At 60.3% G+C, this 22,979-nt stretch carries 15 protein-coding genes and 2 tRNA genes; 3 read left to right on the forward strand and 14 right to left on the reverse strand.

Going from position 1 to position 22,979, the window contains the following annotated elements; translation table 11 throughout:
• Window positions 1-1,693: hypothetical protein (locus HUV26_RS04580; protein ID WP_205245115.1), on the forward strand; the 1,693-nt coding region annotated here is incomplete at its 5' end.
• Window positions 1,694-1,902: 209 nt separating this feature from the next.
• On the opposite strand, the gene ade is transcribed toward HUV26_RS04580, so the two are convergent.
• The 8 genes from ade to HUV26_RS04620 all read right to left on the reverse strand — a co-directional run bounded on the left by ade (window position 1,903) and on the right by HUV26_RS04620 (window position 11,581).
• A complete protein-coding gene (ade, locus tag HUV26_RS04585) occupies window positions 1,903-3,627 on the reverse strand; it encodes an adenine deaminase (protein WP_174408939.1) in 1,725 nt (574 codons plus the stop codon).
• A gap of 2 nt (window positions 3,628-3,629) precedes the next feature.
• Window positions 3,630-4,562 carry an ABC transporter permease gene (locus HUV26_RS04590; RefSeq protein ID WP_243451264.1) on the reverse strand — a complete coding sequence of 311 codons (933 nt, stop codon included), beginning with the start codon at window positions 4,560-4,562 and terminating at the stop codon, window positions 3,630-3,632.
• Window positions 4,559-5,632, reverse strand: coding sequence for an ABC transporter permease (locus tag HUV26_RS04595; protein WP_174408940.1), 1,074 nt, complete (start codon window positions 5,630-5,632; stop codon window positions 4,559-4,561). Before HUV26_RS04595 ends, HUV26_RS04590 begins: the two co-directional genes overlap by 4 nt.
• Before the next feature lie 16 nt (window positions 5,633-5,648).
• Window positions 5,649-7,232, reverse strand: coding sequence for an ABC transporter ATP-binding protein (locus HUV26_RS04600; protein ID WP_174408941.1), 1,584 nt, complete (start codon window positions 7,230-7,232; stop codon window positions 5,649-5,651).
• A gap of 2 nt (window positions 7,233-7,234) precedes the next feature.
• A complete protein-coding gene (locus tag HUV26_RS04605) occupies window positions 7,235-7,882 on the reverse strand; it encodes a phosphoribosyltransferase family protein (protein ID WP_174408942.1) in 648 nt (215 codons plus the stop codon).
• Between the two features lie 282 nt (window positions 7,883-8,164).
• Window positions 8,165-9,616, reverse strand: coding sequence for a catalase (locus tag HUV26_RS04610; RefSeq protein WP_174408943.1), 1,452 nt, complete (start codon window positions 9,614-9,616; stop codon window positions 8,165-8,167).
• 222 nt (window positions 9,617-9,838) lie between these two features.
• Complete coding sequence (locus HUV26_RS04615) at window positions 9,839-10,285, reverse strand: Fur family transcriptional regulator (protein ID WP_174408944.1); 447 nt, start codon at window positions 10,283-10,285, stop codon at window positions 9,839-9,841.
• Between the two features lie 198 nt (window positions 10,286-10,483).
• On the reverse strand, window positions 10,484-11,581 hold the full coding sequence (locus tag HUV26_RS04620) for a BMP family ABC transporter substrate-binding protein (RefSeq protein ID WP_174408945.1): 1,098 nt from the start codon (window positions 11,579-11,581) through the stop codon (window positions 10,484-10,486).
• Between the two features lie 336 nt (window positions 11,582-11,917).
• On the opposite strand from HUV26_RS04620, the gene HUV26_RS04625 reads away from it, so the two are divergent.
• Entirely contained in the window at window positions 11,918-12,712 is a 795-nt protein-coding gene (locus tag HUV26_RS04625) for a hypothetical protein (protein WP_174408946.1), read from the forward strand.
• Window positions 12,713-12,793: 81 nt separating this feature from the next.
• Here HUV26_RS04625 and HUV26_RS04630 read toward each other — a convergent pair.
• The 6 genes from HUV26_RS04630 to HUV26_RS04655 all read right to left on the reverse strand — a co-directional run bounded on the left by HUV26_RS04630 (window position 12,794) and on the right by HUV26_RS04655 (window position 20,467).
• A tRNA-Phe gene (locus HUV26_RS04630) sits at window positions 12,794-12,869 on the reverse strand.
• Window positions 12,870-12,953: 84 nt separating this feature from the next.
• Window positions 12,954-13,029: transfer RNA gene (locus HUV26_RS04635), tRNA-Phe, on the reverse strand.
• Window positions 13,030-13,377: 348 nt separating this feature from the next.
• Complete coding sequence (locus HUV26_RS04640; protein ID WP_174408947.1) at window positions 13,378-15,438, reverse strand: HD domain-containing phosphohydrolase; 2,061 nt, start codon at window positions 15,436-15,438, stop codon at window positions 13,378-13,380.
• Window positions 15,439-15,495: 57 nt separating this feature from the next.
• Window positions 15,496-16,362: a transglutaminase-like cysteine peptidase gene (locus HUV26_RS04645; protein WP_174408948.1), complete on the reverse strand. Its 867-nt coding sequence runs from the start codon at window positions 16,360-16,362 to the stop codon at window positions 15,496-15,498.
• 1 nt (window position 16,363) lies between these two features.
• Complete coding sequence (locus HUV26_RS04650) at window positions 16,364-17,686, reverse strand: HlyD family type I secretion periplasmic adaptor subunit (protein ID WP_174408949.1); 1,323 nt, start codon at window positions 17,684-17,686, stop codon at window positions 16,364-16,366.
• 12 nt (window positions 17,687-17,698) lie between these two features.
• Window positions 17,699-20,467 carry a type I secretion system permease/ATPase gene (locus tag HUV26_RS04655; RefSeq protein ID WP_174408950.1) on the reverse strand — a complete coding sequence of 923 codons (2,769 nt, stop codon included), beginning with the start codon at window positions 20,465-20,467 and terminating at the stop codon, window positions 17,699-17,701.
• A gap of 661 nt (window positions 20,468-21,128) precedes the next feature.
• Between HUV26_RS04655 and HUV26_RS04660 the strand changes: the two genes are divergently transcribed.
• A partial coding sequence (locus HUV26_RS04660) for a cadherin-like domain-containing protein (RefSeq protein ID WP_174408951.1) occupies window positions 21,129-22,979 on the forward strand: 1,851 nt, incomplete at its 3' end.

Here is a 22,979-nt window from a genome sequence, read left to right on the forward strand (position 1 = left end):
TCGTCGTGTGTTACTCATCCACTGCTCCTGTTTGAGTCAGGATAGTAGCTTAACTGGGTATCCACAACTTTGTAGCAGGATCACTACGCTGCAACACATAACAAGCAACTCATGCACCGCAGAAGAGGCTCGCCAGATGCTAGCCAATAGATTTAGAGGACTATGGCTCGCAGGGTTTTCCGAGGAGCTAGTAGACGCAGTCCAAATGATCACCACACACTGCGGCCACTGGAATGAAGCTGTGTATGCGATCAACGACCTTCTGAGATTTGATTTCAAAACAGCATCAGTTGAAGAAATATCTGCTCTTAACACCCTTAAAAATTCCCTTCTTCCTAGCGCTCTCGAGTATCGAATTCACCTATGTCTATGCGGTGACTTTCGTTATTCAGACTTATTCCTTGAAGAGGACACCGAATCAGAATTAAAACAGGCCACCCTTGCGACCCAAGAACTAGGGAAAGAACTCGCTTCTGACCCAAATACGTTTGCGAGTCTGCTGCCGAAGATTCTTGAATACGACTCAGGCCAACTCTTCGACTTAGGACATGGGGTTGCCATGCATTCGCCGAACAAAGCGACTTGGCATGTTATTTATGAAACCTTTTCCCTTCTTCCAGAACAGGGTAAGGCCATTCGTTTTGTTCAAGGATTTTTGTATTTGCTTGCGGATATGAAGTCCGAACTTGCAAACAGCATTCTCGATCAATCCCTCACTGATATATATTTCTCAAAGTACTTCATGCTTATCCAAAAAGAATCTCCACTCGATGAAAAAGCCATTAAGCGCATCATTGATTCTATTCACATAGGCAAGTGTCAAACTTACTGGTATAAACTCCTAGGATATGGGAAAGTCCATGAGCAGTTATCTGATAATGATCTATATTTGATACTAAGTGTGTTATCAAATAAAAATGATTCAACAGAAGTCATGTTGGAAATATTATATATGCGACTTAAAAAGTCATCTCCATATTCAAGCGTAACGCAAATGGCATTACGTTTAATCAGCCAAGCTGATAACAATACCATAAGGATTATGGACTATCAAATCGGCTCAATCATTGAGTCTTGCACCGATCTGCACTCGCCAAAGGAACATGCTCCTGAAATATTTGACAACATCATTTCGCAGTTGAAAGACAGACTTTCCATACTCGATTGCCAATATACATTGGAAAAGCTTGCACAGTGGTGGCCCTATGGTTTTATTAAAAAGTTTGTTCTTTCAGATAGCTGTAGCTCTGTTCCATATTGTGCTTATCATGACTCTGAATATGGGTTGTGGAAATTCCTTGCGATGATCGACGAAGAAGTTATTCACGATTGCTGTGCCCCTGATCCGCAGGTTAACTATCTAAAAATGGCCAAGGCACTCAATCCCAAAGTCCGGACAGAGGAGGGGGACGTATGCTGGACTCCTCTTGCATTGAACATGCTCGAACAGCACGACAGTCCGACGGAACTTCTCGACATATTCAAAATAACCCTAGAACCCATGTCTTGGCGTGGCTCTCGCGCAGAAATTATGGAGCAAAATCTACCCCTTTTCGATCAGCTGCTCGACCACAAGGACAAACGGGTCAGAGATTGGGCCACTACGAACAAGTCTCTATTTGCGAACCGAGTTAAAAAAGAAAAACAAAGCGAAGAGAAAGAAGAACGCGTAAAATTCGAACGTTTTGAATAACAAAAGAGGCAAGCCCGATACGCTTAGTTTTTGTTGATTTGCATTGTGCACCTCTCTCATGGTCGATGAAGGCACCTGAGCAGAAGGAACGGCAATTCCAGAAGATGGATGCCAAATAGCAGATGGAAGGCAGAAGGGGCGGGGATTACCGTCGCGTGAGGAACGAAAAAAGGTTCATCGAGGAATACCGCGATGAACCTTTTTAATGACTACTCAGCCCATAATCCTACCATGGCGAACCGCTGCACATCCACCAGCCCCATATCTGTAAGCTTAAGTGACGGGATGACCGGCAGGGCGAGGAAGGAAAGGGCGGCAAAGGGGCTGCCGAGCTTGTAGCCCAGTGTGGCGAGGGCGGCATTTATGGATTGCAGGCCAGCCAGCACCTCTTCTACGGGCGCATCGCTCATGAGTCCGGCAATGGGCAGCGGCAGCGACGCCAGCACCTTGCCCGCATGGGCCACGGCCAGTCCGCCGCCGATGCGTACTACCTCGCGCGCGGCGGTGAGCATGTCTTCATCGTCCATGCCGCCGACAATCAGGTTGTGCGAATCATGGGCCACTGTGCCCGCCAGCGCACCTGCCCGCAGGCCCAGCCCGGTGACGAATCCCAGCCCTACGTTGCCTCTGGCGTTGTGCCGCTCAAACACGGCAAGTTTGGCGAGATCGCGTCCGGCATCGGCCACGGCTTCCCCTTCGCGCAGGGCCGGTTCCAGCAGCTGGTGTTCTGTGATGATCTGGCCCGGCATAATGCCGATGACCCGCAGCTTGCCTGCTTGTGCGGGAACGCGCAGGGCGTCTTTGTCCAGATTGGCCACCCGCATGGTGTTTTCGGAAAAATGCACGGAAGAGGAGAAGTCGCACTCCTCTACGCGGCGGCCCGCAAGGTAGCAGTCGGCAATGGTGAAGGATTGCAGATCGTCGAGCAGCACCATGTCTGCCCGGTAGCCGGGAGCTAAGGCGCCACGCCTGTGCAGCCCGAAGTAGCGGGCGGTGTTTATGGTGGCCATCTGCACGGCGCGCATGGGCGCAAGCCCTGTTGCCATGGCCTTGCGCAGGATGTCGTCCATGTGGCCGTGGTTTACGAGGTCGTTCACCAGACGGTCGTCGCAGACGAACGAGGCGCGGTGGCTGTTGAATTCGTTGACGGTTTGCAGCAGGTCGAGCAGGTTGTGTTCCTGCGAGCCTTCGCGCACCATAAGGTGCATGCCCTTGCGCAGCTTTTCGCGTGCCTCTTCCACGGTGGACGATTCGTGGTCGCTGGCAGGACCGGCAATGATGTAGGCGTTCAGGTCCTTGCCGTGCAGCAGCGGGGCGTGCCCGTCTATGACGCGGCCCTGTGCGGCGTTCAGCTTGGCCAGCACCTCCGGGTTGCGGAAAAGCACGCCGGGGTAGTTCATCACCTCTGCCAGCCCCAGTATGCGCTGAGGGTAGCGGGTGAGAAAATCGTGCACATGCTCGTGGGTGAGCACCGCGCCGGAGCTTTCCATATGCGTGGCGGGCACGCATGAGGGCATCATCATGAACACGGAGAGGGGCAGGTGTTCGCTGGCTGCCAGCATGTATTCCAGCCCGGCGGTGCCCATGACGTTGGCAATCTCGTGCGGGTCGCAGATGACGGCGGCGGTGCCGTGCTGTGCCGCTATGCGCGCAAAGCGGGCCGGAGAGAGCAGAGTGGATTCTATGTGGATATGCCCGTCTATGAGGCCGGGAACGCAGTAGCGGTGCCGGGCGTCCACCACGGTGCGGGCTTCGTACTCCTCAAAGCCGATGACGCAGCCGTCTTTGACCGCGATGTGCGCGGGGTGGATTTCGCCGGAAAGGACGTTGACCAGCCGGACGTTGCGGATGAGCAGGTCTGCGGGCGTCTCGCCCACGGCTGTGCCTATCAGCGTGTTGGTAAGTGTGTCGGTGAGTGTGTTGGTGTGAGACATGGTCAGCCCTCCCGGCTGAAGGGGATGCCCAGCGCGGCGGGACCCGCGCCGCTTCCCCTTGTTCTGTCAAGGCGCATCACGGCAATGAGCACTAGGATGGTGGCAAGATACGGGAACATGCGGAGGATGTGAATGGGCACAACCTCCACGCCCGTGGCCTGAAAGAAGAATTGCAGGGCCGCCAGCCCGCCGAAGAGCAGCGCCCCCGCGTACGCGCGCACAGGGTGCCATGTGGCGAAGATGACCATGGCGATGGCTATCCAGCCCTGCCCCATGGTCATGTTTTCCTTCCATCCCGGCGTGTAGGCGAGCGAAAGATACGCGCCGCCCAGCCCTGCCATGCAGCCGCCGAACACCGTGCACCCGTAACGGATGGCGGCAACGGGCACGCCCGCTGCATCGGCGGAGGCGGCATCTTCGCCCACGGCGCGTATGCGCAGCCCGAGCCGGGAACGGAACAGCACCCACGCGGCTGCGGGTACGAGCAGGTAGGCCGCATAGACCAGAGGAGTCTGCCTGAAGAAGACATCGCCCACAACGGGAATGTCGGAAAGATAGGGCACGTTCCAGACCGTCATGCGCAGGGCAGGCTTGCCGATGTAGGCGCGGCCCAGAAAGCTGGCGAGCCCGCCGCCCAGAATGGTCAGGGCAAGGCCGGAAAGGGTTTGGTTCACCCGCAGGGTGATGGCGAAAAAGGCGTGCAGCAGGGCAAGCGTGCCGCCCACGGCCATGCCGCCCAGCGTGGCGAGCACGGGGTTCTGGGTGGCGCTGCCCACGGCGACACCTGCCAGCGCGCCCACAAGCATCATGCCTTCCACGCCCAGATTCAGCACGCCGCTGCGCTGGGTGAAAATTTCGCCAAGGGCGGCGAAGAAGACCGCTGCCGAGGATTTGACTGCTATTTTGGTGATGAAGGCAATGTCTTCCAGCATCATGCGGCTCCTTTGATCCGCCTTGCAGGGCGGATGCGGTAGCGGCCGAAGTTTTCTCCCAGCAGAAAGCCGAACAGCAGCGCCCCTTCCAGTATCCGGCTGATGGAGGCGGGCAGCTGCATGGTGGTGGCAAGCTGCTCGCCGCCCACGATGAACACGCCCAGCAGCAGCGCGCAGAAGGGGATGAGCCGGGGCTGCAGGGCAGCGAGGCAGGCCACGATGATGCCGTCATACCCGTAGCCCGCCGCGAATCCTTCCTGCAGCCGGTAGTGTATGGCGGCTGCCTCGCCCGCTCCGGCAAGTCCTGCCAGCGCGCCGCTGGCGGCCATGACCAGCAGGGTTTGGCGCGGTACGTTCAGGCCCGCATATCCTGCGGCCTGCGGGCCGTGCCCGGTTATGCGCACGGAGAAGCCCCATTTGGAACGGGCCAGCAGGAAGTGCAGCCCGGCGGCAAGGGCCACGGCGAAAACCAGCCCCAGATGGATGCGGGTATCCAGAAGGCGTGGCAGCATGGCGGCGGGCGGAAAGAGCGGCGTGCCGGGAAAGCCCATGCCCTGCGGGTCGCGCCACGGGCCGAAATACAGGTATTCCATGAGGATGATGGCCACGTAGTTCAGGAGCAGGGTGGTAAGGATTTCGCTGACATTGGCCCATACCCGCAGCAGGGCGGGCACAAAGGCCCACAGTGCGCCGCACGCCGCCCCGCACAGGATGACGGCAGGCAGCAGCAGCGGGGAGGGCAGCACCGGGGCAAACAGCATGACCACCCCGGCGGCACCTATGCCGCCCATGACAAGCTGCCCCTCGCAGCCGATGTTCCACAGCAGCATGGTGGCGCACAGGGCCACGGCAAGCCCGGTGAGGGTGAGCGGGATGGCCTTTACCACCACCTCCGTCAGCCCGAAGGTAGACCCCAGCGCGCCCTTGAACATGGCGGCGTAAGCCAGCAGCGGGTTGGCCCCGTACAGTGCCATGACGGCAGCCCCGGCCAGCAGTGCCGTGCCCAGCGCCACGGAGGCGGTGGTTATGGCCCGGTGTTTGAGGGGGGTATGGCGTTTTTCCAGTATGAGCATGGGGAGATGGTCCGTTTCAGGCGGTTGTGGTTCCGGCCATGAGCAGGCCGATGCGTTCCACGCGCTCCACGTCCTGCGTATCAATGATGTCCAGAAGCCTGCCCCGGAACATCACGCCTATGCGGTCGGACAGGGAGAGGGCTTCCTTCAGGTCGCCGGTGACAAGCAGCACCCCGGAGTGTTCACGCTGCGCGAGCATGGCCGCCCACACGTCTTCGGTGGCTTTTATGTCCAGCCCCTGCGTGGGCTGCTCGGCGATGAACAGGGCTGGGTTGCGGGCCATTTCACGCGCCAGCAGCAGCTTTTGCAGGTTGCCGCCGGAAAGACTGCCTGCGGGCGTTTCCGCATTGTGGGTGACTATGCCGAACCGGGCTATGGCCTGCCGCGTTTCGCGTTCCATGCGGGCGGTGTCCAGCCACGGGCCTTCTCCCGCGTCCTGCCTGCGGGTGAGGAAGAAATTTTCGCGCAGGCCCATGCCCGCGATGCTGCCCACATGGTGCCGGTCTTCCGGCACGTAGGCCACGGCAGTGCCTGTGGCGGCCGGATGCAGGATTCTCTGCACCCACTGGAGCGGGGAGTATTCCTCGCCCAGAAAACGCACGCTGCCGCCATGGGCCTGTGCCACGCCTGCCACGACACAGGCAAGCTGCTCCTGCCCGTTGCCCGCCACGCCCACAATGGAGAAAATTTCACCCCGGCGCACGGCAAAGGAAATATCGCTGAATCCGGCACCGCACAGGTTGCGTGCCTCAAACACCTTTTCGCCCAGCGGCACGGGGGGCTTGTCCACGCGCAGCACCAGTTCGCGGCCCACCATGAGCCGGGCCAGTTCCAGCTTGTTGTTGATTTTGTCCGGTTCTGTCTGCGCCACGATGCGGCCACGCCGCAGAATGGCGATGCGGTCTGCCGCGCCGAGCACCTCTTCCAGCTTGTGGGTGATGAAGAGAATGCCCCGCCCGTCTGCGCGCAGTTTGCGGAAGACGGAGAAAAGCCCCTCTACTTCCGGCTGGGCGAGCACCGCTGTAGGTTCATCGAAGATGAGGACGCGGGCTTCCTGCACCAGCAGTTTGAGGATCTCCACCCTTTGCCGTTCGCCCATGGACAGGTCGCGCACGCGGGCCTGCGGGTCTACGTGCAGGCCGTAGCGGTCTGCAAGCTCGCGGATGCGGGCGGAAACGGTAGCGATGGTGTGCCGGGGGGTTCCCCTGCCTGCGCGGGCGGCGTCTGCAGCGAGCAGGATGTTTTCTGCCACGGTGAGGGGGCCCACGAGCATGAACCGCTGGTAAACCATGCCTATGCCGCGCTGCAATGCCTGTGCGGGGGAGGAGAAGTGCACAGGCTGCCCATCCAGCAACAACTCGCCTTCATCCGGGCGGTAGCGGCCCGCGATGATGGACATGAGTGTGGATTTGCCCGCGCCGTTTTCGCCCAGAATGGCGACAATCTGCCCCGCGTGCACCGCAAGGTCCACGCCGCTGTTGGCCGTGACCGGCCCGAACCGCTTGACGATGCCCCGGCATTCCAGCAGGGGTGCGGCGGTACCGGGGGATTCAGCGTCCTGCGCGGGGGCAGGGGGGGATACGGGCAGGGGGGCGGACATGGCTAGGCCGTCTCCGTGACCGGAACGGGCAGGATGCCCACGGCATGGACCGGGGCGGGCAGCAGGGGGGATTGGTCGCCCTCTATGGCGGCGCAGAAAATGCCTTCTATGACCGGGGGGGGCAGCTGCCGCTGGCGCATGACTTCTTCCAGCAGGTCTGCAAGGCTGAAGATGGTGCCGCCTGTGGAGACCACGTCATCCAGCAGGATGAAGCGCTTGCCTGTGGCCAGCAGGTTCATGTCGCGCTCGTACAGGGCGAGGAACTTGCCGCCGCTGGTGATGGATGAGGCGCCGACCTGCAGCACGGGGCGGCGGTCGGCTTCCATATGCGGTTTGACACGGTTGTAGGCCACGGCCATGGCCTCCAGCCCCAGTTCCTCTGCCACGACCTGAGCCAGTTGCAGCCCTTTTTCCACCACGGTGAGCAGCACCACGCCGGACATGTTGCCCACCACGGCGCGGACCTTGCGCGCCAGCAGCACACCGAGGTCGCGGTTCAGCCGCACCTGCCCAACCAGATTGAGCGATGCGATGCGCAGCACCTTGTCACCGGCGGGAACGCGCACCAGCGGCAGTTCCACAGTGTAGGGCAGCCCCTGTACATGCCACGGGAATTTATCCCCGGAATCCAGTCCCTGCAAAACGTCCATGCTTGCTCCTGCAATACGAAAAAACGGTGAGTACTCCGCTGTGCGGCGGGAGTGTTCCCATGCACCCGGAACGGGAGCGTGTCAATGCCGCCGCGTGGCACTGCGTAGTGTAGGCCAGACGGCGCGAGCCGTCAAAACAGGATGGACGGCGGTAGTCGTCAAAACAGGAAGGTGGCACCCGCCGTACAGGCAGAAGGGGCGTGACGGCGAACGGGCCGGAAAGCGTGTGCTCTCCGGCCCGTGTGCAAGACGTAGGCGGGGCCGGTTGTTTGACGTCGCCGGTTACTTGACGTCGCTGAGCGGAATGCCCAGTGCGTCGGCAATGCCCTTGCCGTAGGCGGGGTCTGCCTTAAGGCAGTTGCCGATGTGGCGCAGCTGAATCTCTCTTGGCGCATCGCCTATGGAGCGGGCGGTGTTGGCAAAGAGCAGTTGCTGCTGTGCGGGCGTCATCAGGCGGAACAGCTTGCCGGGTTGGCTGTAGTAGTCGTCATCTTCGCGGTGGTTCCAGTGGTCGGCGGCACCTTCCAGCGCAAGGGGCGGCTCGGAGAAGTCCGGCTGCTCCTGCCATTCTCCGTAACTGTTGGGTTCGTACCCGAGCGTGCTGCCGTGGTTGCCGTCTACACGCATGGCACCGTCGCGGTGATAGCTGTGCATCGGGCAGCGGGCGGCGTTGACCGGAATAAGGTGGTGGTTCACACCAAGGCGGTAGCGCTGTGCATCGCCGTAGGAGAAGAGGCGTCCCTGCAGCATTTTGTCGGGCGAGAAGCTGATGCCCGGCACCACGTTGGCGGGGTTGAAGGCTGCCTGTTCCACTTCCGCGAAGTAGTTTTCCGGGTTGCGGTTCAGTTCCATGACGCCTACCTCGATAAGCGGGTAATCCTTGTGGAACCAGACCTTGGTGAGGTCGAAGGGGTGGTAGGGGCAGGTGGCGGCGTCCTTTTCCGGCATGATCTGCACGTAGAGGGTCCAGCGGGGGAAGTCGCCTTTTTCGATGGATTCGTACAGGTCGCGCTGGTGGCTTTCGCGGCACTTACCGACAAGTGCTTCTGCTTCTTCATCGGTCAGGTTCTTGATACCCTGCTGGGTTCTGAAGTGGAACTTGACCCAGTAGCGTTCGTTCTTGGCGTTGATGAAGCTGAAGGTGTGGCTGCCGAAGCCGTGCATGTGCCGGTAGGTTGCGGGAATGCCCCGGTCGCTCATGACCACGGTGACCTGATGCAGGGCTTCGGGCAGCGAGGTCCAGAAGTCCCAGTTGTTTTTTGCGCTGCGCATGTTGGTGCGCGGGTCGCGTTTTACGGCGTGGTTCAGGTCCGGGAATTTGAGCGGGTCGCGCAGGAAGAAGACCGGGGTGTTGTTGCCCACGAGGTCCCAGTTGCCCTGTTCGGTGTAGAACTTGACGGCGAATCCACGGATATCGCGTTCCGCATCGGCTGCGCCGCGCTCGCCCGCCACGGTGGAGAAGCGCACGAACAGGTCTGTCTTTTTGCCGATATCCGAGAAAATCCTAGCCTTGGTGTAACGGGTTATATCGTGGGTGACGGTGAAGGTGCCGTATGCGCCGGAGCCCTTGGCGTGCATGCGGCGCTCCGGAATGACTTCGCGGTCGAAGTGGGCGAGTTTTTCCAGAAACCACACATCCTGCAGCAGCATGGGTCCCCGGGGACCGGCAGTCATGGCATTCTGGTTATCCGGAACGGGGGCGCCTGCGTTGGTGGTGAGTTTTTTCTTGGCCATCCGAAGACCTCCTTTTGTTTATGATTGCGGCATGCCGGCAGGGACTCTGCCGGGTAAGGCATCTATGGGTGTGAACTCCAGAAAGGGACTTATGGAGAATCATTATCCACAAAAAGGGATTATCGTCAACGGTGAGGAGAAATATTTTTGTCGCGCGCGGTGCTGCGCGGCATATTCGCATGCTCAGAGGGCGCTACTTTTGCGCCTATGGGGCGTTATGCCTTACTTTTGTGTGCACTTGGGGCACAGGCCGAAGATATCCAGCCGGAAGGAGGAGGCAGAGAACCCGGCCTTGCGCGCAAGTCCATCGGTGAGAGTTTCGATGTCGGCAAGCTCCGTGTCCATGATAACTCCGCACCGGGTGCAGATGAGGTGGGGGTGTGGGTGGGGACGGCGTGCATCGTAGCGGGAGCCGTAGTCGTGGAATTCCAGATCGAGGATCTCGTCCGCCGCCTTGAGCAGGTTGATGGTCTTGTAGACGGTGGCAAGGCTGACGGTGGGGTAGTGCGGCAGAATGGCCTGATGGATCTGCTCCGCCGTGGGGTGCCCCGGATGGTCTATAATTGCCTTGATGATGGCGATGCGCTGCGGCGTGAGGCGTTTGCCGAGCGATTTCAGGTGGGCGAGCACCTGTTTGAGGCGGTTCTGTGTGTCTGTTTTCTGCGTCATCGGGGATGGGTCCGTCATATGCGGGCGGCTGGTCTGCCCTTTGTTGTCTGCTGGAGTCCGTTGCCGGGTCTGGTATCGCCCATTGGCACATATTGCCAGCAGCGGCTGGTCACGGCAAGCGTCAACCTGACGGAGCGTGACAAAAATCCGGGCCGCAGGGCGGCCCGGATTAGGCAGTAAGGCAGCAGGTGGTCGGGATTATTTGGGAATGGTGCCGCTCACGCCTTCCACAAAGTAGGTCATGCCCAGCAGGTCGCCATCGGTGGCCTGTGCCCCTTCGGGAATGGCCACGGCACCGGATTGGTCCACGATGGGACCGGCCCAGATGCGGTCATCGCCCTTTTGCAGCTTTTCCATTTCTGCCAGCACCCTGGCCTGCACATCGGCAGGAACGGCGGCACCGAAGGGCGCAAGGCGTACGCCGTCCTTATCAAAGCCGCCCCAGTAGGCGCGGGGCTTCCATGTGCCGTCCAGCACGGAGGCAATGGTTTCTACATAGTAGGGCCCCCAGTTGATGAGCGTGGAGGTGAGCACGCACTGTGCGCCGTATGCGGCGGCATCGGTGCCGTAGCCCACGGCGGGTACACCCTGTGCGCAGGCAGCGAGGGAGCTTTCGGGCGTGTCTGCCATCTGACGGATAAGGTCATGCCCGCGTGCGGCAAGGGTTTCCGCAAGGGTGGTTTCCTTTATGGGGTCGGCCCACGAATTCATCCACACCACGGTATTCACCTTTTTGGGGTCGAAGTCGTGCCCGGCTTCAGCAAGGCCCTTTTTCAGACCGAGGGTGAAGGAGTTTATGCCGCGGATGGGTTCCGGGATGGGATGGGTGGCCACGGTGCCCACATTCTTGAAGCCCATGAGGCCCACGGTGTAGCCGGTGAGATATTCCGCCTGATACAGACGGACGAAATAGTTCCCCATGTTGTCGGCCATTTTGTAGCCGGAGCAGTGCTCGAACTTGATGTTCGGATATTCTGCGGCCACGCGTTCCATGGCGTCCATATGCGGGAAGGAGTTGCCGAAAATGATGTAGTAGCCCTGCTGCGCGTAGTTGCGGATGACGCGCTCCGCATCCTGCGGGCCCACGTTTTCGGTGATGGAGATATCCAGCTTGTCTCCCATCTTTTCTTTCAGATACGCAATGCCGTTGGCGTGGGCGGTGTTCCAGCCCCGGTCATCCACGGTGCCGAGCATGGCAAAGGCAACCTTGAGCTTGCCGGACTGGGCCATGGCGGGCAGGGCGGCGCACAGCACAAGGGCTGCTGCCATAAGAACAGATACGATACGCTTGTTCATGGTATGCTCCTGAAAAATGACTATGGGCCTTTTGCCCTGCCATGCGCGCGCGGCGTGCAGGCGGGCCGAGGCGGCTTTGGGCTGTGGCTCCGGCGGGCATTCTTCCGTGTGCCGCGCCGGTGCGCCCTGCGGGCAGGCGCACTCCCTTGCGGGCGGCGCGCTGTGCGGGGCGTTGCCTAGTTCAATCACTGGCGGGGCGGATTGTCAAATGTTCCTTCTGGTTCGCAGCATTTCCGTGCCGGGGGGCATTTTGCTGAACGCTTTCTTGCCTGTGCGGCAGGGGCGGGTGTATGCTGGCGTGGAGTGCGGCGTATGCCGCACGGCAAGGAGAAACATATGCACACGGAAGTCTTGAAACAGGCAGGCGGCAGCGGTGCGGGGTGGCGGGGGTATGGTCCTGTCCGCCGGGAAGTCGCATGGTTGGTGCTGTTGCTGGCGGCGGTGGCGATGCTTGCGGCAGGCTGCGCCCCGCGCACGGCACCGTGGAATCCGGTGAGCCGGGAGTTGGTGCTCTATCATCCCACCACGGTGACGGTTCCGCAGGAATACGTTCCTGCCGGGACGCTGGGCGTGGTGGTGGAAGGCAAGGGCGATGTGGCAACCATCCGCCCCCGTGATATTCTGGAAACCCGCGTATTCACAGCGGAAGGTTCGGTGTTGCTGGCACAGCGTCTGGTGAAGACGGACAGGGTGTACCGCTTCCGGTATCTTGGCGGCATGAAGTCGGAACAGTGGGGACTTGAGTGGCGCACGGCGGAGTACGTGCTGGACACCGCCCTGCCGGACCGGGAATATGAGCAGTATGTGCTGTATCTGCACCGCGTGGGTGTGGTGCTGCCGCGCATGGTTAAGGTGCGCGTGCTGGACCGGCTGGCAAGCGACTTTATTCTGCTGCGCATGGTCACGCTGGAGTATGAGCCTGTGCCGCAGGAGACGCTGGAGGCGAAAGGGATCGGTAGTACTGGCGGGACGCCTGCCGGTGTGCCTCCGTCTGCCCCTGAGGGTTCCGCTGCTTCGCAGGGCGTGGCATACGGGCACCTGAAGCCTGTGCCGCCCTTCAGCCGGATGTATGACCAGGAACTGTCCCAAGACAACAGAAGGATAAGCGGCGACAGCTTTTTCTGGTTCTGACCGCAGCGCGGCGGGCATGGAACCTGCCGCGACCCGGAAACGAGAAAAGCCCTTGCGCGATGCGCAAGGGCTTTGTTCTCATGGTGCCCCGACACAGAGTTGAACTGCGGACACGGGGATTTTCAGTCCCCTGCTCTACCTACTGAGCTATCGAGGCAGGAAGGAAATCTATCTACAGGATGCTTTTCCGCTTGGCAAGGCCCATGACCCTGAAAAGCGAAAAAGCCCGCGTTGTGCAAAGTGGTGCCCCGACACAGAGTTGAACTGCGGACACGGGGATTTTCAGTCCCCTGCTCTACCTACTGAGCTATCGAGGCACAACGAGAGAGACTGTTTAGAGAATGTACGGCGGCTTGGCAAGTCTTTTTTTGGGAACCCGTCGTGCTTGTCCGGTGGGTGCCCCTGTTTCGGTCCTGTTCGGGCCATGTTCGGGTCATGCGTATTCCGGCATGGCCACCGGCGCAGTCGACGCCAGTCGGCATGAATCGGTGCCCGCCGGTATCCGCCGGTATCAACTGGCATCCGCCGTTATCAGGCGGTATCAGCCGGTGTCAGGCGGTATCAGGCGTTCTGCCACCTTGCGGTATGGAGCGGCGAACCAAAGGAAAGGGCCGCCCGGCCATGGCGGCGGGCGGCCCGGTATTCCGGAGTGGGAGCTGTAGTGGCTATGCCGCGGGGATTTCCGCGATGATCTTCTCACCTGCGGGAGAGCGGAGCACGGTTTTAAGGGTTTCCACAACGACCGGGTCGTAGTGGTCGGACAGTCCGGCCATGATTTCCATCGCCACGTCAACAGGCTTTGCGGGGCGGTAGGCGCGGGGGCGCACCAGCGCGCAGAAGGTGTTGGCAAGGCCCAGCACCTGTGCGGCGATCATTATTTCGCCGTTGCGCAGTCCCTTGGGATAGCCGGAACCGTCCAGCCGCTCGTTCATCTGGTAGATGGCGTCCACCACGGGCAGGTCGAAGTCGATGTTCTTCAGCACGTCGCGGGCGTGTTCCACATGGCGTTCCATCTGCGTCTTTTCTTCCTCGCTGAGCACGCCCGGCTTGTTCAGGATTTCCTGCGGCACGAACATTTTGCCGACCTGCGAGAGGTTGGCTGCAGCTTCCACAGTGGCGCGCTCCGCATCGGTAAGGTTCATGGCCTTGGCCATTTCCGCCGAGAGGGCGCAGAGCATGCGGGTGTGGCCCCCGAGGTAGGGGTCAGAATGCTCGATGGTGGTGACAAGGGCTTCCACGGTCTGCCGCACCACGCGCCTGTTGCGTTCCTGCGCTTCCACCGCGTCCGTCACATCGCGGAACACGGAGACTATGCCCTCGCATGATTCCGCATCGCAGAAGGGGGCTTTGGAGACCAGCACATGATACTTGCGCGATTGCAGGAAGATGGTTTCTTCCACCGTGACGGGCTGGCCGGAAAAATTGACCAGTTCATCGGATTTTTTCAGGCGGCGTGCGGTTTCAAACCCGAAGACCGCCGCATCGTCCAGCCCGACCATTTCTTCCACCGGGCGTCCCACGGCGGCAGCGAAGGCCGGATTGACGTAGCGATAGACGCCGTCTGTTCCTTTAAGGGCGATAAAGTCGGCAATGGTGTTGTTTATGGAATCCAGCAGCCGTTTCTGCTCGCTTATGGTGTTGGCGAGCGTTTTGAATTCTTTCGCTTCCTGCTTGTTTTCCATGCCTATGAGGAACCACCACAGACCGCCTATGAGCAGGGCAAGCGCCAGCGTGACCAGCACGGCGATGATAATGATGGTGCGGCTGTGCTCCTCAAGGTCGGCGCGGGCCTGCGCGTAGTCGGATTCCTGCAGTATCCACCAGTCGGTGCCGGGCACCTTGAACGCGCTGGAGTAGGCCATGCCTTCGCCGTCCAGCGCAGTGCGGGCGGCAAAGGGAATGACGCTCTCTTCCGCAGGCGGCACCGGCAGTGAGAGTTTGCGCAGGCCTTCAGGCAGCCACGGGGCCACCTCTTCCAGATTGTCTGCCGTGCGCTGCACCAGCCGGGTGCGGTGTCCCTTGCCCGCCAGCGGCGAGGAGGCCACAAGCTCGCTTATCTTGCCGGAAACCATGCGGCTGAGCATGAGCACGGCCACGGGGGTTCCCTTGCCTTCTTCAAACTGAGGCGGGTAGATGGGCAGGAAGATATCCATCAGCAGGCCGCTGGGGGTTGCCCGTGCCGGAGAATAGTGCGGTACGGGCCGATGCAGCACGGAGCGCACATACTCCGCCTGCAGCGGAGAGAGCGAGGCGGTGCTGGCATCGGTGGCGATGTAGGTCTGGCCGTGGTTGTTGACGATGCGCCCGGACGAAAAGCCCGCGTAGCTGGCAAATTCTCCCAGCAGGCTGCGCATCATGGGCAGTTGCTGGGCCAGCATGCCCGCATCCTGCGACTGCTGGGTGTGGGAGAGTAGGCTGGTCAGGTCGGTGCCCAGTTCGTGCACCTCTGACGCGAAGAGACGGAACATGTCTGCGTTGATGAGCCTGTCTCCCTGTTCTGCCAGACCGGCAAGCCATGTGGAGACCACCTCCGTGCGGCTGTTGGCCATAAGCTCCTGCTGCTTGGCAAGGGTGGAGACAAGCTGAGCCTCCTTGCCGCGTATGCTGAGCACGGAGAGCGACACGGAAGCAATGACGGTGAGCGTGAGCAGGCAGGCGCCGAAGAGGATCATCCTGCCGCGTCTGCTCTTTTCTCTGGTTCCGTTGGGTACGGTGGGTTCTGCCATAGTCAACTCCGGAATAGGTTGTCGGCTTGCGCCGGGTTGTCTGACGGTTCCATGCGGTTATTGCGCCGGGACATGGGCCCAGCGGTATGATTCATTGACGGAATACTGCGGAAGATAGTGTCCGTAGCGGTCGTGCCCGAGCACCAGATCGGTCTGGTTATCCAGCACCCACGCGTTGTTCTGCATAAACACCACGAGCACGGCGTGTCCGATGCCCCTGATGCGGTCTTTTACGGCCACGATGCGCATGTGCTGCGGATCTATGCCCAGTTCCTTCAGGGCGTAATATTTGATGATGGAGAAATCCTCGCAGTCGCCGGAGCGGGAAATGAATTCGGCGGGCGTGGCCCAGTAGTCCGCCTGTCCCCAGACTTCCTCGTCCAGACGGTAGGGGAACTGGTTGAAATAGGTGTTTGTTCTGCGAATCTTTTCCATGGGTTCTTCCTTGGCTACGGATGCGACAAACCGCTCCCACGCCGCGCGGGCATCTCCCTTGCCGCCCTCCTGCTCTGACCGGGGCAGGGCCTTGGCAAGGGTGCCTCCGGCTTTGACCATTTCCTGCATCACGCGCGTCCATTGCGGCAGGGACTTGATGGGGCCTTTGAACTCCACCGTGTTGAACAGCCGGATGGAGCCGCCCGCTGTCGCTTCATCTGCCTTGGCCCCCGTAGCCGGAGCGGGCGGAGCGGCCTGTGTTCCCGAGAGCAACTGGCGGAAGGCGGAAGGCTTTTGCGTGGCGTTGGTCTGCCCTGCAGACGCTCCGAGGATGGCGGACGCGGCCTGCTTGTCCTGCGCGAACGCACGCCACCCCCCCGCCGTGTGCACGGACGCGATGCCAATGCAGAGCAGCAGGACGGCAAGCCGTGCGGGCCGACATTGCGGCCATCGTTCCGGCAGTGGGGTTCCGGGCGCGTCCTTGCTCACATCACCGTTCCCGCAACGCGTTCTGCTTGGCCTTGAGTATGGGCTTGAGCAGGTAGTCCAGCACCGACTTTTTGCCTGTAAGAATATCCACCGTGGCCGTCATGCCCGGCATGATGGGCAGCTTTTCCCCCCGGTAGGCAAGGGTGTTGGTCTTTGTGCGCAGCTTGACCAGATAGAAATGCTCTCCCTTGCGGTCTTCTATGGTGTCTGCGCTTATCTGTTCCAGCGTGGCTTCCAGCCCGCCGTAGATGGAAAAGTCGTAGGCGGTGATCTTGATCATGGCCTTTTGGCCCGGATGCAGAAAGGCAATGTCTGCCGGGCGGATGCGGGCCTCTATGAGCAAGGTGTCATCCAGCGGCACAATTTCCACTATGGTGTCGCCGGGACGGATGACGCCCCCGACAGTGTTGTGGTTTATGCGCTTTACCGTGCCGCGCAGGGGCGCGCGGATATCCGTGCGGGTCACGCGGTCTTCGCCTGCGGAAAGGGCCTCATGCAGGGAGCGCAGTTCGGTGCGCCGTTTGTTTATCTCTTCCTGCGCCTGATTGCGGAATTCTGCCATCCGTTGTTCCAGCCTGTTTCTGGATTCTTCCGCTGCGCGGGATACGCGCGGGATGCTCAGGGACAGGGAGTCTATATCCCCCTGCAGTTTGAGCAGGTTCTCTTCCAACTGCAGATAATCCACCCGGGGATAGACTTTGTTTTCCATGAGCGGGCGGGCAATGTTGCGGCGTTCTGCCGCCAGCTTGTGGCTCTGGATGAGCTGCTTGCGGCGGCTGATCATCTCCTCCACTTCTTGCTGTCTCTGGAACCGCTGCGAATCGAGCACGCGTACTTCCGCGTCCAGCTGCTCCTTGCGGGCGTGGTGGATGTTCATCTGGTCCTGCACCATGAGGGGGGCCTTTTCCAGCATTTCCTGCGTGAAGACGGGGTCTTTGCCCTGCACTTCGGCTTCCAGCCGCAGGATGGCAACCTCGTGCTCCAGCGTCTTGCTCGCGGCATCGCGGAAGATGCTGCGTGCCTGTTCATTGTCTATGCGTACCAGCACGTCATCTTTTTCCACCACCTGCCCTTCGCGCACCAGTACCTCGCGCAGGATGCCGCCTTCCAGGTTCTGCAACTCCTGCAACCGCTGCGAGGAAATGACGGTGCCGGAGCCTCGTGTGACCTCGTCCAGCACGGCAAAGTGCGCCCATACCCCGAAGATGAGAAACGCCACCAGAATGGAGATGGACAGCATATAGGCGTAGGGGTGCCCCCTGTGGCGCAGGGCGGCATCCACCTCGCTCATGAATTCAATGTCTTCTCGACGGAATTTACTCATGACCGTTCCTCGCTACGCCATGCGGGGTTTTGCCGCTGTGCGCAGTTGTTCGTTCTTCAGCGCGTTCAGCACCGCCTGCTTGGGACCGTCTGCGATGATACGCCCGCTGTCTACCACAACGAGCCTGTCCACAAGGTCCAGCATGCTCATGCGGTGGGTGATGAGCAGCAGGGATTTTTTCTGTATGATGCCTGCAAGCCGCTGCTTGAAAAGCATTTCCGCCGAGTTGTCCATGTTGGAGCTTGGTTCGTCGAGGATGAGTATCTCCGGGTCGTTCAGCAGGGCGCGTGCCAGCGCCACAGACTGCCGCTGCCCGCCGGAAAGAGCCATGCCGCGTTCTCCCACGGGCATGCCGAATCCTGCGGGGTGCGCCTGCACAAAATGAGTCACCCCGGCAATGGTGGCGGCGCGCAGGATGGCGTTGTCATCCGCGTTGGGATTGCTGATGGCGATATTTTCGCGCACGTTGCCGTAGAAAAGGAAGTTATCCTGCGAAACATAGCCCACGCGGCTGCGCAGTTCCGCCACGTCCATCTGGCGTATGTCTACCCCGCCCAGCTTGATGGCGCCTTCCGTGGGCTGGTACAGCCCCACGCACAGTTTGCCCAGCGTGCTCTTGCCGGACCCCATTTTGCCGATGATGCCCACCTTTTCGCCGGGGCGGATGAACAGGTTCACCCCTTCCAGCGCGAACCGCTCGGTGCCGGGGTACTTGAAGGCAAGCTCCTCTGCCGCCAGCGAGGGGGAAAGGCCCACATAGCTTATGGTGGAGCCTTCCTCCGGGCGTTCTGTGGGCAGGGTCATGAGCATATCCAGCGACTTGAGTGCCATGCGGGACTGCTGCAGGCGGGAGAGCATGGCTGCAACCTGACTGAGCGGTGCCATGGCGCGTCCCGCCAGGATGTTGCAGGCGATGAGCCCGCCCATGGTCAGCTCGCCCGCGCCGATGAGGTGCACCCCCCAGACGATGATGATGACGCTGACAAGCTGTGTTGCCAGCATGGACATGGTGATGGACAGGTTGGCAAGGCTTTTTACCCGGCTGTTGGACTGCGCGCTCATGCCCACCACCTTTTCCCACGTGCGCTGCATGCGTCCTTCTGCCTGACTGGTCTTGACGGTTTCTATGCCGTTCAGAATTTCTATGAGCAGGGCGTTTTTCTGCGCTCCTTCCTTGTATCCGGCCTCTATGGCGCGCTGGAAGGGGTATTGGAGTGTCAGTCCGGCAATGACCACCAGTGGTACGGCAATGGCGGGCACAATGAACATGGGGCCGCCGATGAAGCCCACCAGCGCCGCGAAGACGAACAGGAAAGGCAGGTCTATGATGGCCAGCAGTGTGGTGGAACTGAAGAATTCCCGCAGGGATTCGAATTCCCGCAGGTTGTTGGCCAGCGTTCCTGTGGATTCCGGTTTGTGGTCCAGTCGCATGGACATGAGGTGCTGCATGAGCCGTGAGGCGAGGATGATGTCGGCGTTTTTGCCTGCCACGTCGCAGAAGTAGCTGCGCAGGTTGCGGAGAATGAAGTCGAACAGGTACGCAATGCCTATGCCCACGGCCAGTACCCACAGGGTATCCAGCGCGTTGTTGGGCACCACGCGGTCATACACGTTCATGAAGAACAGCGGCGAGACAATGGCCAGCAGGTTTATGACCAGACTGGCAAGGGCCACGTGTTTGTAAATGGGCGCATAGTGCCAGATGGTGCCCCAGAACCAGCGTTTGGCCTTAAGCAGTTTCAGTTCGCTGGCGCGTTTGTCCAGTCTGCCTTCCACCTGCCCGAAGATGGCGTAGCCCGCAAATTCCTCTTCCAGCTTGTGTCGCAGGATTTCTATGGGCGCATTGCCCATTTCCGGGAACACAATCTGCGCGCTGGTTTCGTTTATGGCGGTGAGCACGCAGGCTCCCTTGGTCTTGAGCAGCAGAATGCAGGGGAGGGTAAGAGGCGAAATTTCGTCAAGGCTCTGACGATGCACGGCGCGCACGTTCATGCCCGCCTGCATGGCGGCGCGCAGGCATGCGGAGGTGTGCGAAACGCCTCCGTGTTCCGGCAGCCCCGCCTTGAGCGTTTCTACGGAAACGGTTCTGCCGTACAGGCCGAACAGCACCACAAGGCAGCGCAGCAACGGTGATTCGTAGTCTACGTCCGAAGGGGCGGGAGCCACGGTGTGGAACGGGATGCGTGTGCCGGTCTCTAAGGAAGCGCCGTTCTGTGCTGCTCCGTCCGAACCGTTACTGTGGTCGTTGCCTGCGGCGGGTACGGTTTCTGGCTCTGCGCCGTTTGTGGCAGCGGGGAAGGGGCCTGACTGTTCACCGTCATGCAGTTCCGCGTCTGCCTGACTCCCGTTCTGCAGGCCGGAGTGCGGTTGTTTCCCGCGCGGCGGCGCGGGGGTATTCTGCGCACCGTTTGCAGCCGTTCCGGCAAGGTATGCCTGAGTTTTTTGTGGTTCATTTTTTGCATGAAATGATTGCGAAGCGGCAGCGGTATTATGACGGACCGTTTGCGGCGATGGGACCGATTCGGAATGTCCGGTGAGTCCGGAAATTCCAGACTGCTCGGAAAGACCGGAATGTCCGGCCCGACCAGATTGCCCAGATTGTCCGGATTGTCTAGATTGTTCAGGCAGGCCATGGCTGCCAGATGGACGTTGCGGCGCGTTACCCGGCGTGTCGCGGCCCTCTGTGCCGGCAGCGTGCGTGCTTGCGGAGCGGGCAGAACCGGAGGGTGTGTCTGTTTTGGCAGAAGGGTCTGCCGGAGCCTTGGTGGGGTCGTCAGTCATCGGTCAAACCCTCGTGGATGCAGCCGGAAAAAGGCCTTGCCACGTTTTTGAAAAGAGTTATCATTAATAAAAGGAAGACGCGCCGGAGCCAGCGGGGTGGTGAATGCCTCCCCCATGGCGGCCAGCGCAGCAACTATCACGGTTTTGCGTGATGTTTGCAACCGCAGATGCGGAATTCTGTGCCGTGACACAAAGACGCAACGGGCTTGTGGCATAAAAATGCTGTTGCGGGCGTAGGTTGGGCATAGTTTGTGCGTTGGCGGAGCGGCCGGGACATGTGACCGGGCGGCTTGTTGGGCGGCTTGTCTGGGTGACTTCTTTGGGTACTTGTTTTGGTGGCTTGCCTGGGCAACGTTCAGGGCAAGACACAGGTTCCGGCAAGGGCAGTACGATTGGCATGCAGTGTGCATCTGTAGTGTGCATCTGTGATGTCAGGATTACTGCCGATACCGATAAGTTGATTATCCGTTGCCCGGATGAAATCCAGTGTTTTCGATAATCCGGGGTAATACGGTTGAAGTCTCGTAGTGTTTTTGATAAAAAGGCAAAATTTCTTTTCGGTTTGAATCATAACAGAAGCATCCGTCCGGGATTCGGGACCCTGTGACAGGTGTAATCTGATCAACCATCACGCCCTGTTAGATACAGAAAGGGGGGGGCTATGGCAGACGTACTCAATACCATCACTCTTGTTGCGCCTGAGGCGGGACAGAATTTTGAAATCCGCGTGGACGCCGCACGTATTCAACTGAATTTTCCCGTTGATAACGTTGTGGTGACGACATCCGGCAGGAGTCTTGTTTTCGCTTTTGAAAACGGCGCGAGAATGACGCTTGTCGATTTTCTGGATATTCTAGAAGGCGAGGAAGGCGAGGAAGGCGTAGTCTTTGTGCTTGCCGACGGAGCGGTTGTGCCCGCCGGGCTGTTGCTGGCATCCCTGGGGGGGGAAGCCATGGAGACCGCCGCAGGCGGTTCCTCGCAGGGCGGTGGAGGCTCTGTTTATGAAGCCAATATGGGCGAACTGCTCAATAGCGGTGGACTGCGGGCCCTTGTGGCGCAGGTGCTTGAAGAGCAGGGCGGTGGGGATACGAACTTTGCGGGCAACTTTGCCGCCAATTTTCTGAACGGGGGCATTGCCGGGGCCTCTTCCGACACCACGCCTCCTGCTGCGCCCTCGGTGCCCGACCTGTCTCCCCTTGCGGACACGGGCATTTCTGATGCCGACGATATAACCGCAGATAACACGCCCACCTTCACCGGCACGGGCGAACCCGGTGCCGTGGTGGCGCTGTATGTGGTGGGGCGGGGCTATGTGGGCGGCGGCATCGTGGCCGGAAACGGCACGTGGTCTGTCACTACCTCCGCATTGCCCGACGGCGCGCATGGCGTTTTTGCCGTGCAGGTGGATGCGGCGGGCAATATTTCCAATCCTTCCGGCACCGCGGTGGTGACCATTGACACTGCCGGGCCTCAGGTTGCTGACCAGACCCTTGGAGTGGATGAAAATTCCGCAGCAGGCACCGTGGTGGGCAGCGTGGATGCAGACGACCTGAACGGCGTGGCTGCCTATGGATTCAAGCATGGGGACAACTCTGTTTCCGCAGTTTCCGAAGACGGGTACTTTGTCATTGATTCGGTAACCGGTGTCATCTCTCTGACGGAAGCGGGAGCGGCTGCCGCGCTGCTGGATTATGAAGCTGCGCCCGCCGCCGGTGTGTACACCGTGGTTGTGACGGATGTGGCCGGGAATGTGACCGAAGCGGCCATAACCGTTGCCGTGCAGGATGTGAACGAAGCTCCTGTGGCTGCCGCCGAACTGGTTTCGGCCGTGGAAGGCGCGGGCACTGTTTCCGGCACTGTTTCCGCCACGGACCCGGATGCCGGTGATGCGCTGACCTACGCGCTGGTGGGCACTGCTCCCGCCGGGTTGGTCTTCAGGAGCGACGGCACCTACTCTTTCAATCCCGATATTGCGGAATACGACAGCCTTAAGCAGGGTGAGACGATCACCTTTGATCTTTCTTATACCGTTACCGATGCCGCAGGGCTTTCGGATACCGCCGCCTTTACCATTACGGTGACGGGGACCAACGATGCGCCCGTAGCCAAGGCAGCCACACTGCTGGTGGAAGAAGGCTTTGTGCCTTCCGATCCGGACGGTGAAGGGTATGTAACCGGCAAGCTGGAAGCCACGGACGTGGATGGCGATGAACTGGCCTATTCGCTGGTGAGCGCGGCCCCTGCGGGCTTTACGCTGAACCCGGACGGCACCTACACCTTTGACGCCACCGACCCCGCCTATGACAGCCTGAAGGCCGGTCAGGTGAAGACCATGGTGGTGACTTACAAGGTGGAAGACGGCAACGGCGGTGAAGCCACTGCCAAGCTGACCATCAAGGTAACGGGCACCAATGACGCGCCCGTAGCTAACGCCCATGCGGATGTTGCCGTTGCGGAGGGGGATGCCCTGCTGCGCGGCAAGCTGACCGCCACAGATGTGGACGGCGACAAG

It is taken from the genome of Desulfovibrio psychrotolerans (assembly GCF_013340305.1).
In the GTDB taxonomy this organism is placed as follows: domain Bacteria; phylum Desulfobacterota; class Desulfovibrionia; order Desulfovibrionales; family Desulfovibrionaceae; genus Halodesulfovibrio; species Halodesulfovibrio psychrotolerans.

What these genes read in the sequence shown, in the direction of transcription:
- ade (WP_174408939.1), bottom strand. Translation starts at nt 3,627, where the DNA reads ATGTCTCACACCAACACACTCACCGACACACTTACCAACACGCTGATA.
- HUV26_RS04590 (WP_243451264.1), bottom strand. Translation starts at nt 4,562, where the DNA reads ATGATGCTGGAAGACATTGCCTTCATCACCAAAATAGCAGTCAAATCC.
- HUV26_RS04595 (WP_174408940.1), bottom strand. Translation starts at nt 5,632, where the DNA reads ATGCTCATACTGGAAAAACGCCATACCCCCCTCAAACACCGGGCCATA.
- HUV26_RS04600 (WP_174408941.1), bottom strand. Translation starts at nt 7,232, where the DNA reads ATGTCCGCCCCCCTGCCCGTATCCCCCCCTGCCCCCGCGCAGGACGCT.
- HUV26_RS04605 (WP_174408942.1), bottom strand. Translation starts at nt 7,882, where the DNA reads ATGGACGTTTTGCAGGGACTGGATTCCGGGGATAAATTCCCGTGGCAT.
- HUV26_RS04610 (WP_174408943.1), bottom strand. Translation starts at nt 9,616, where the DNA reads ATGGCCAAGAAAAAACTCACCACCAACGCAGGCGCCCCCGTTCCGGAT.
- HUV26_RS04615 (WP_174408944.1), bottom strand. Translation starts at nt 10,285, where the DNA reads ATGACGCAGAAAACAGACACACAGAACCGCCTCAAACAGGTGCTCGCC.
- HUV26_RS04620 (WP_174408945.1), bottom strand. Translation starts at nt 11,581, where the DNA reads ATGAACAAGCGTATCGTATCTGTTCTTATGGCAGCAGCCCTTGTGCTG.
- HUV26_RS04625 (WP_174408946.1), top strand. Translation starts at nt 11,918, where the DNA reads ATGCACACGGAAGTCTTGAAACAGGCAGGCGGCAGCGGTGCGGGGTGG.
- HUV26_RS04640 (WP_174408947.1), bottom strand. Translation starts at nt 15,438, where the DNA reads ATGGCAGAACCCACCGTACCCAACGGAACCAGAGAAAAGAGCAGACGC.
- HUV26_RS04650 (WP_174408949.1), bottom strand. Translation starts at nt 17,686, where the DNA reads ATGAGTAAATTCCGTCGAGAAGACATTGAATTCATGAGCGAGGTGGAT.
- HUV26_RS04655 (WP_174408950.1), bottom strand. Translation starts at nt 20,467, where the DNA reads ATGACTGACGACCCCACCAAGGCTCCGGCAGACCCTTCTGCCAAAACA.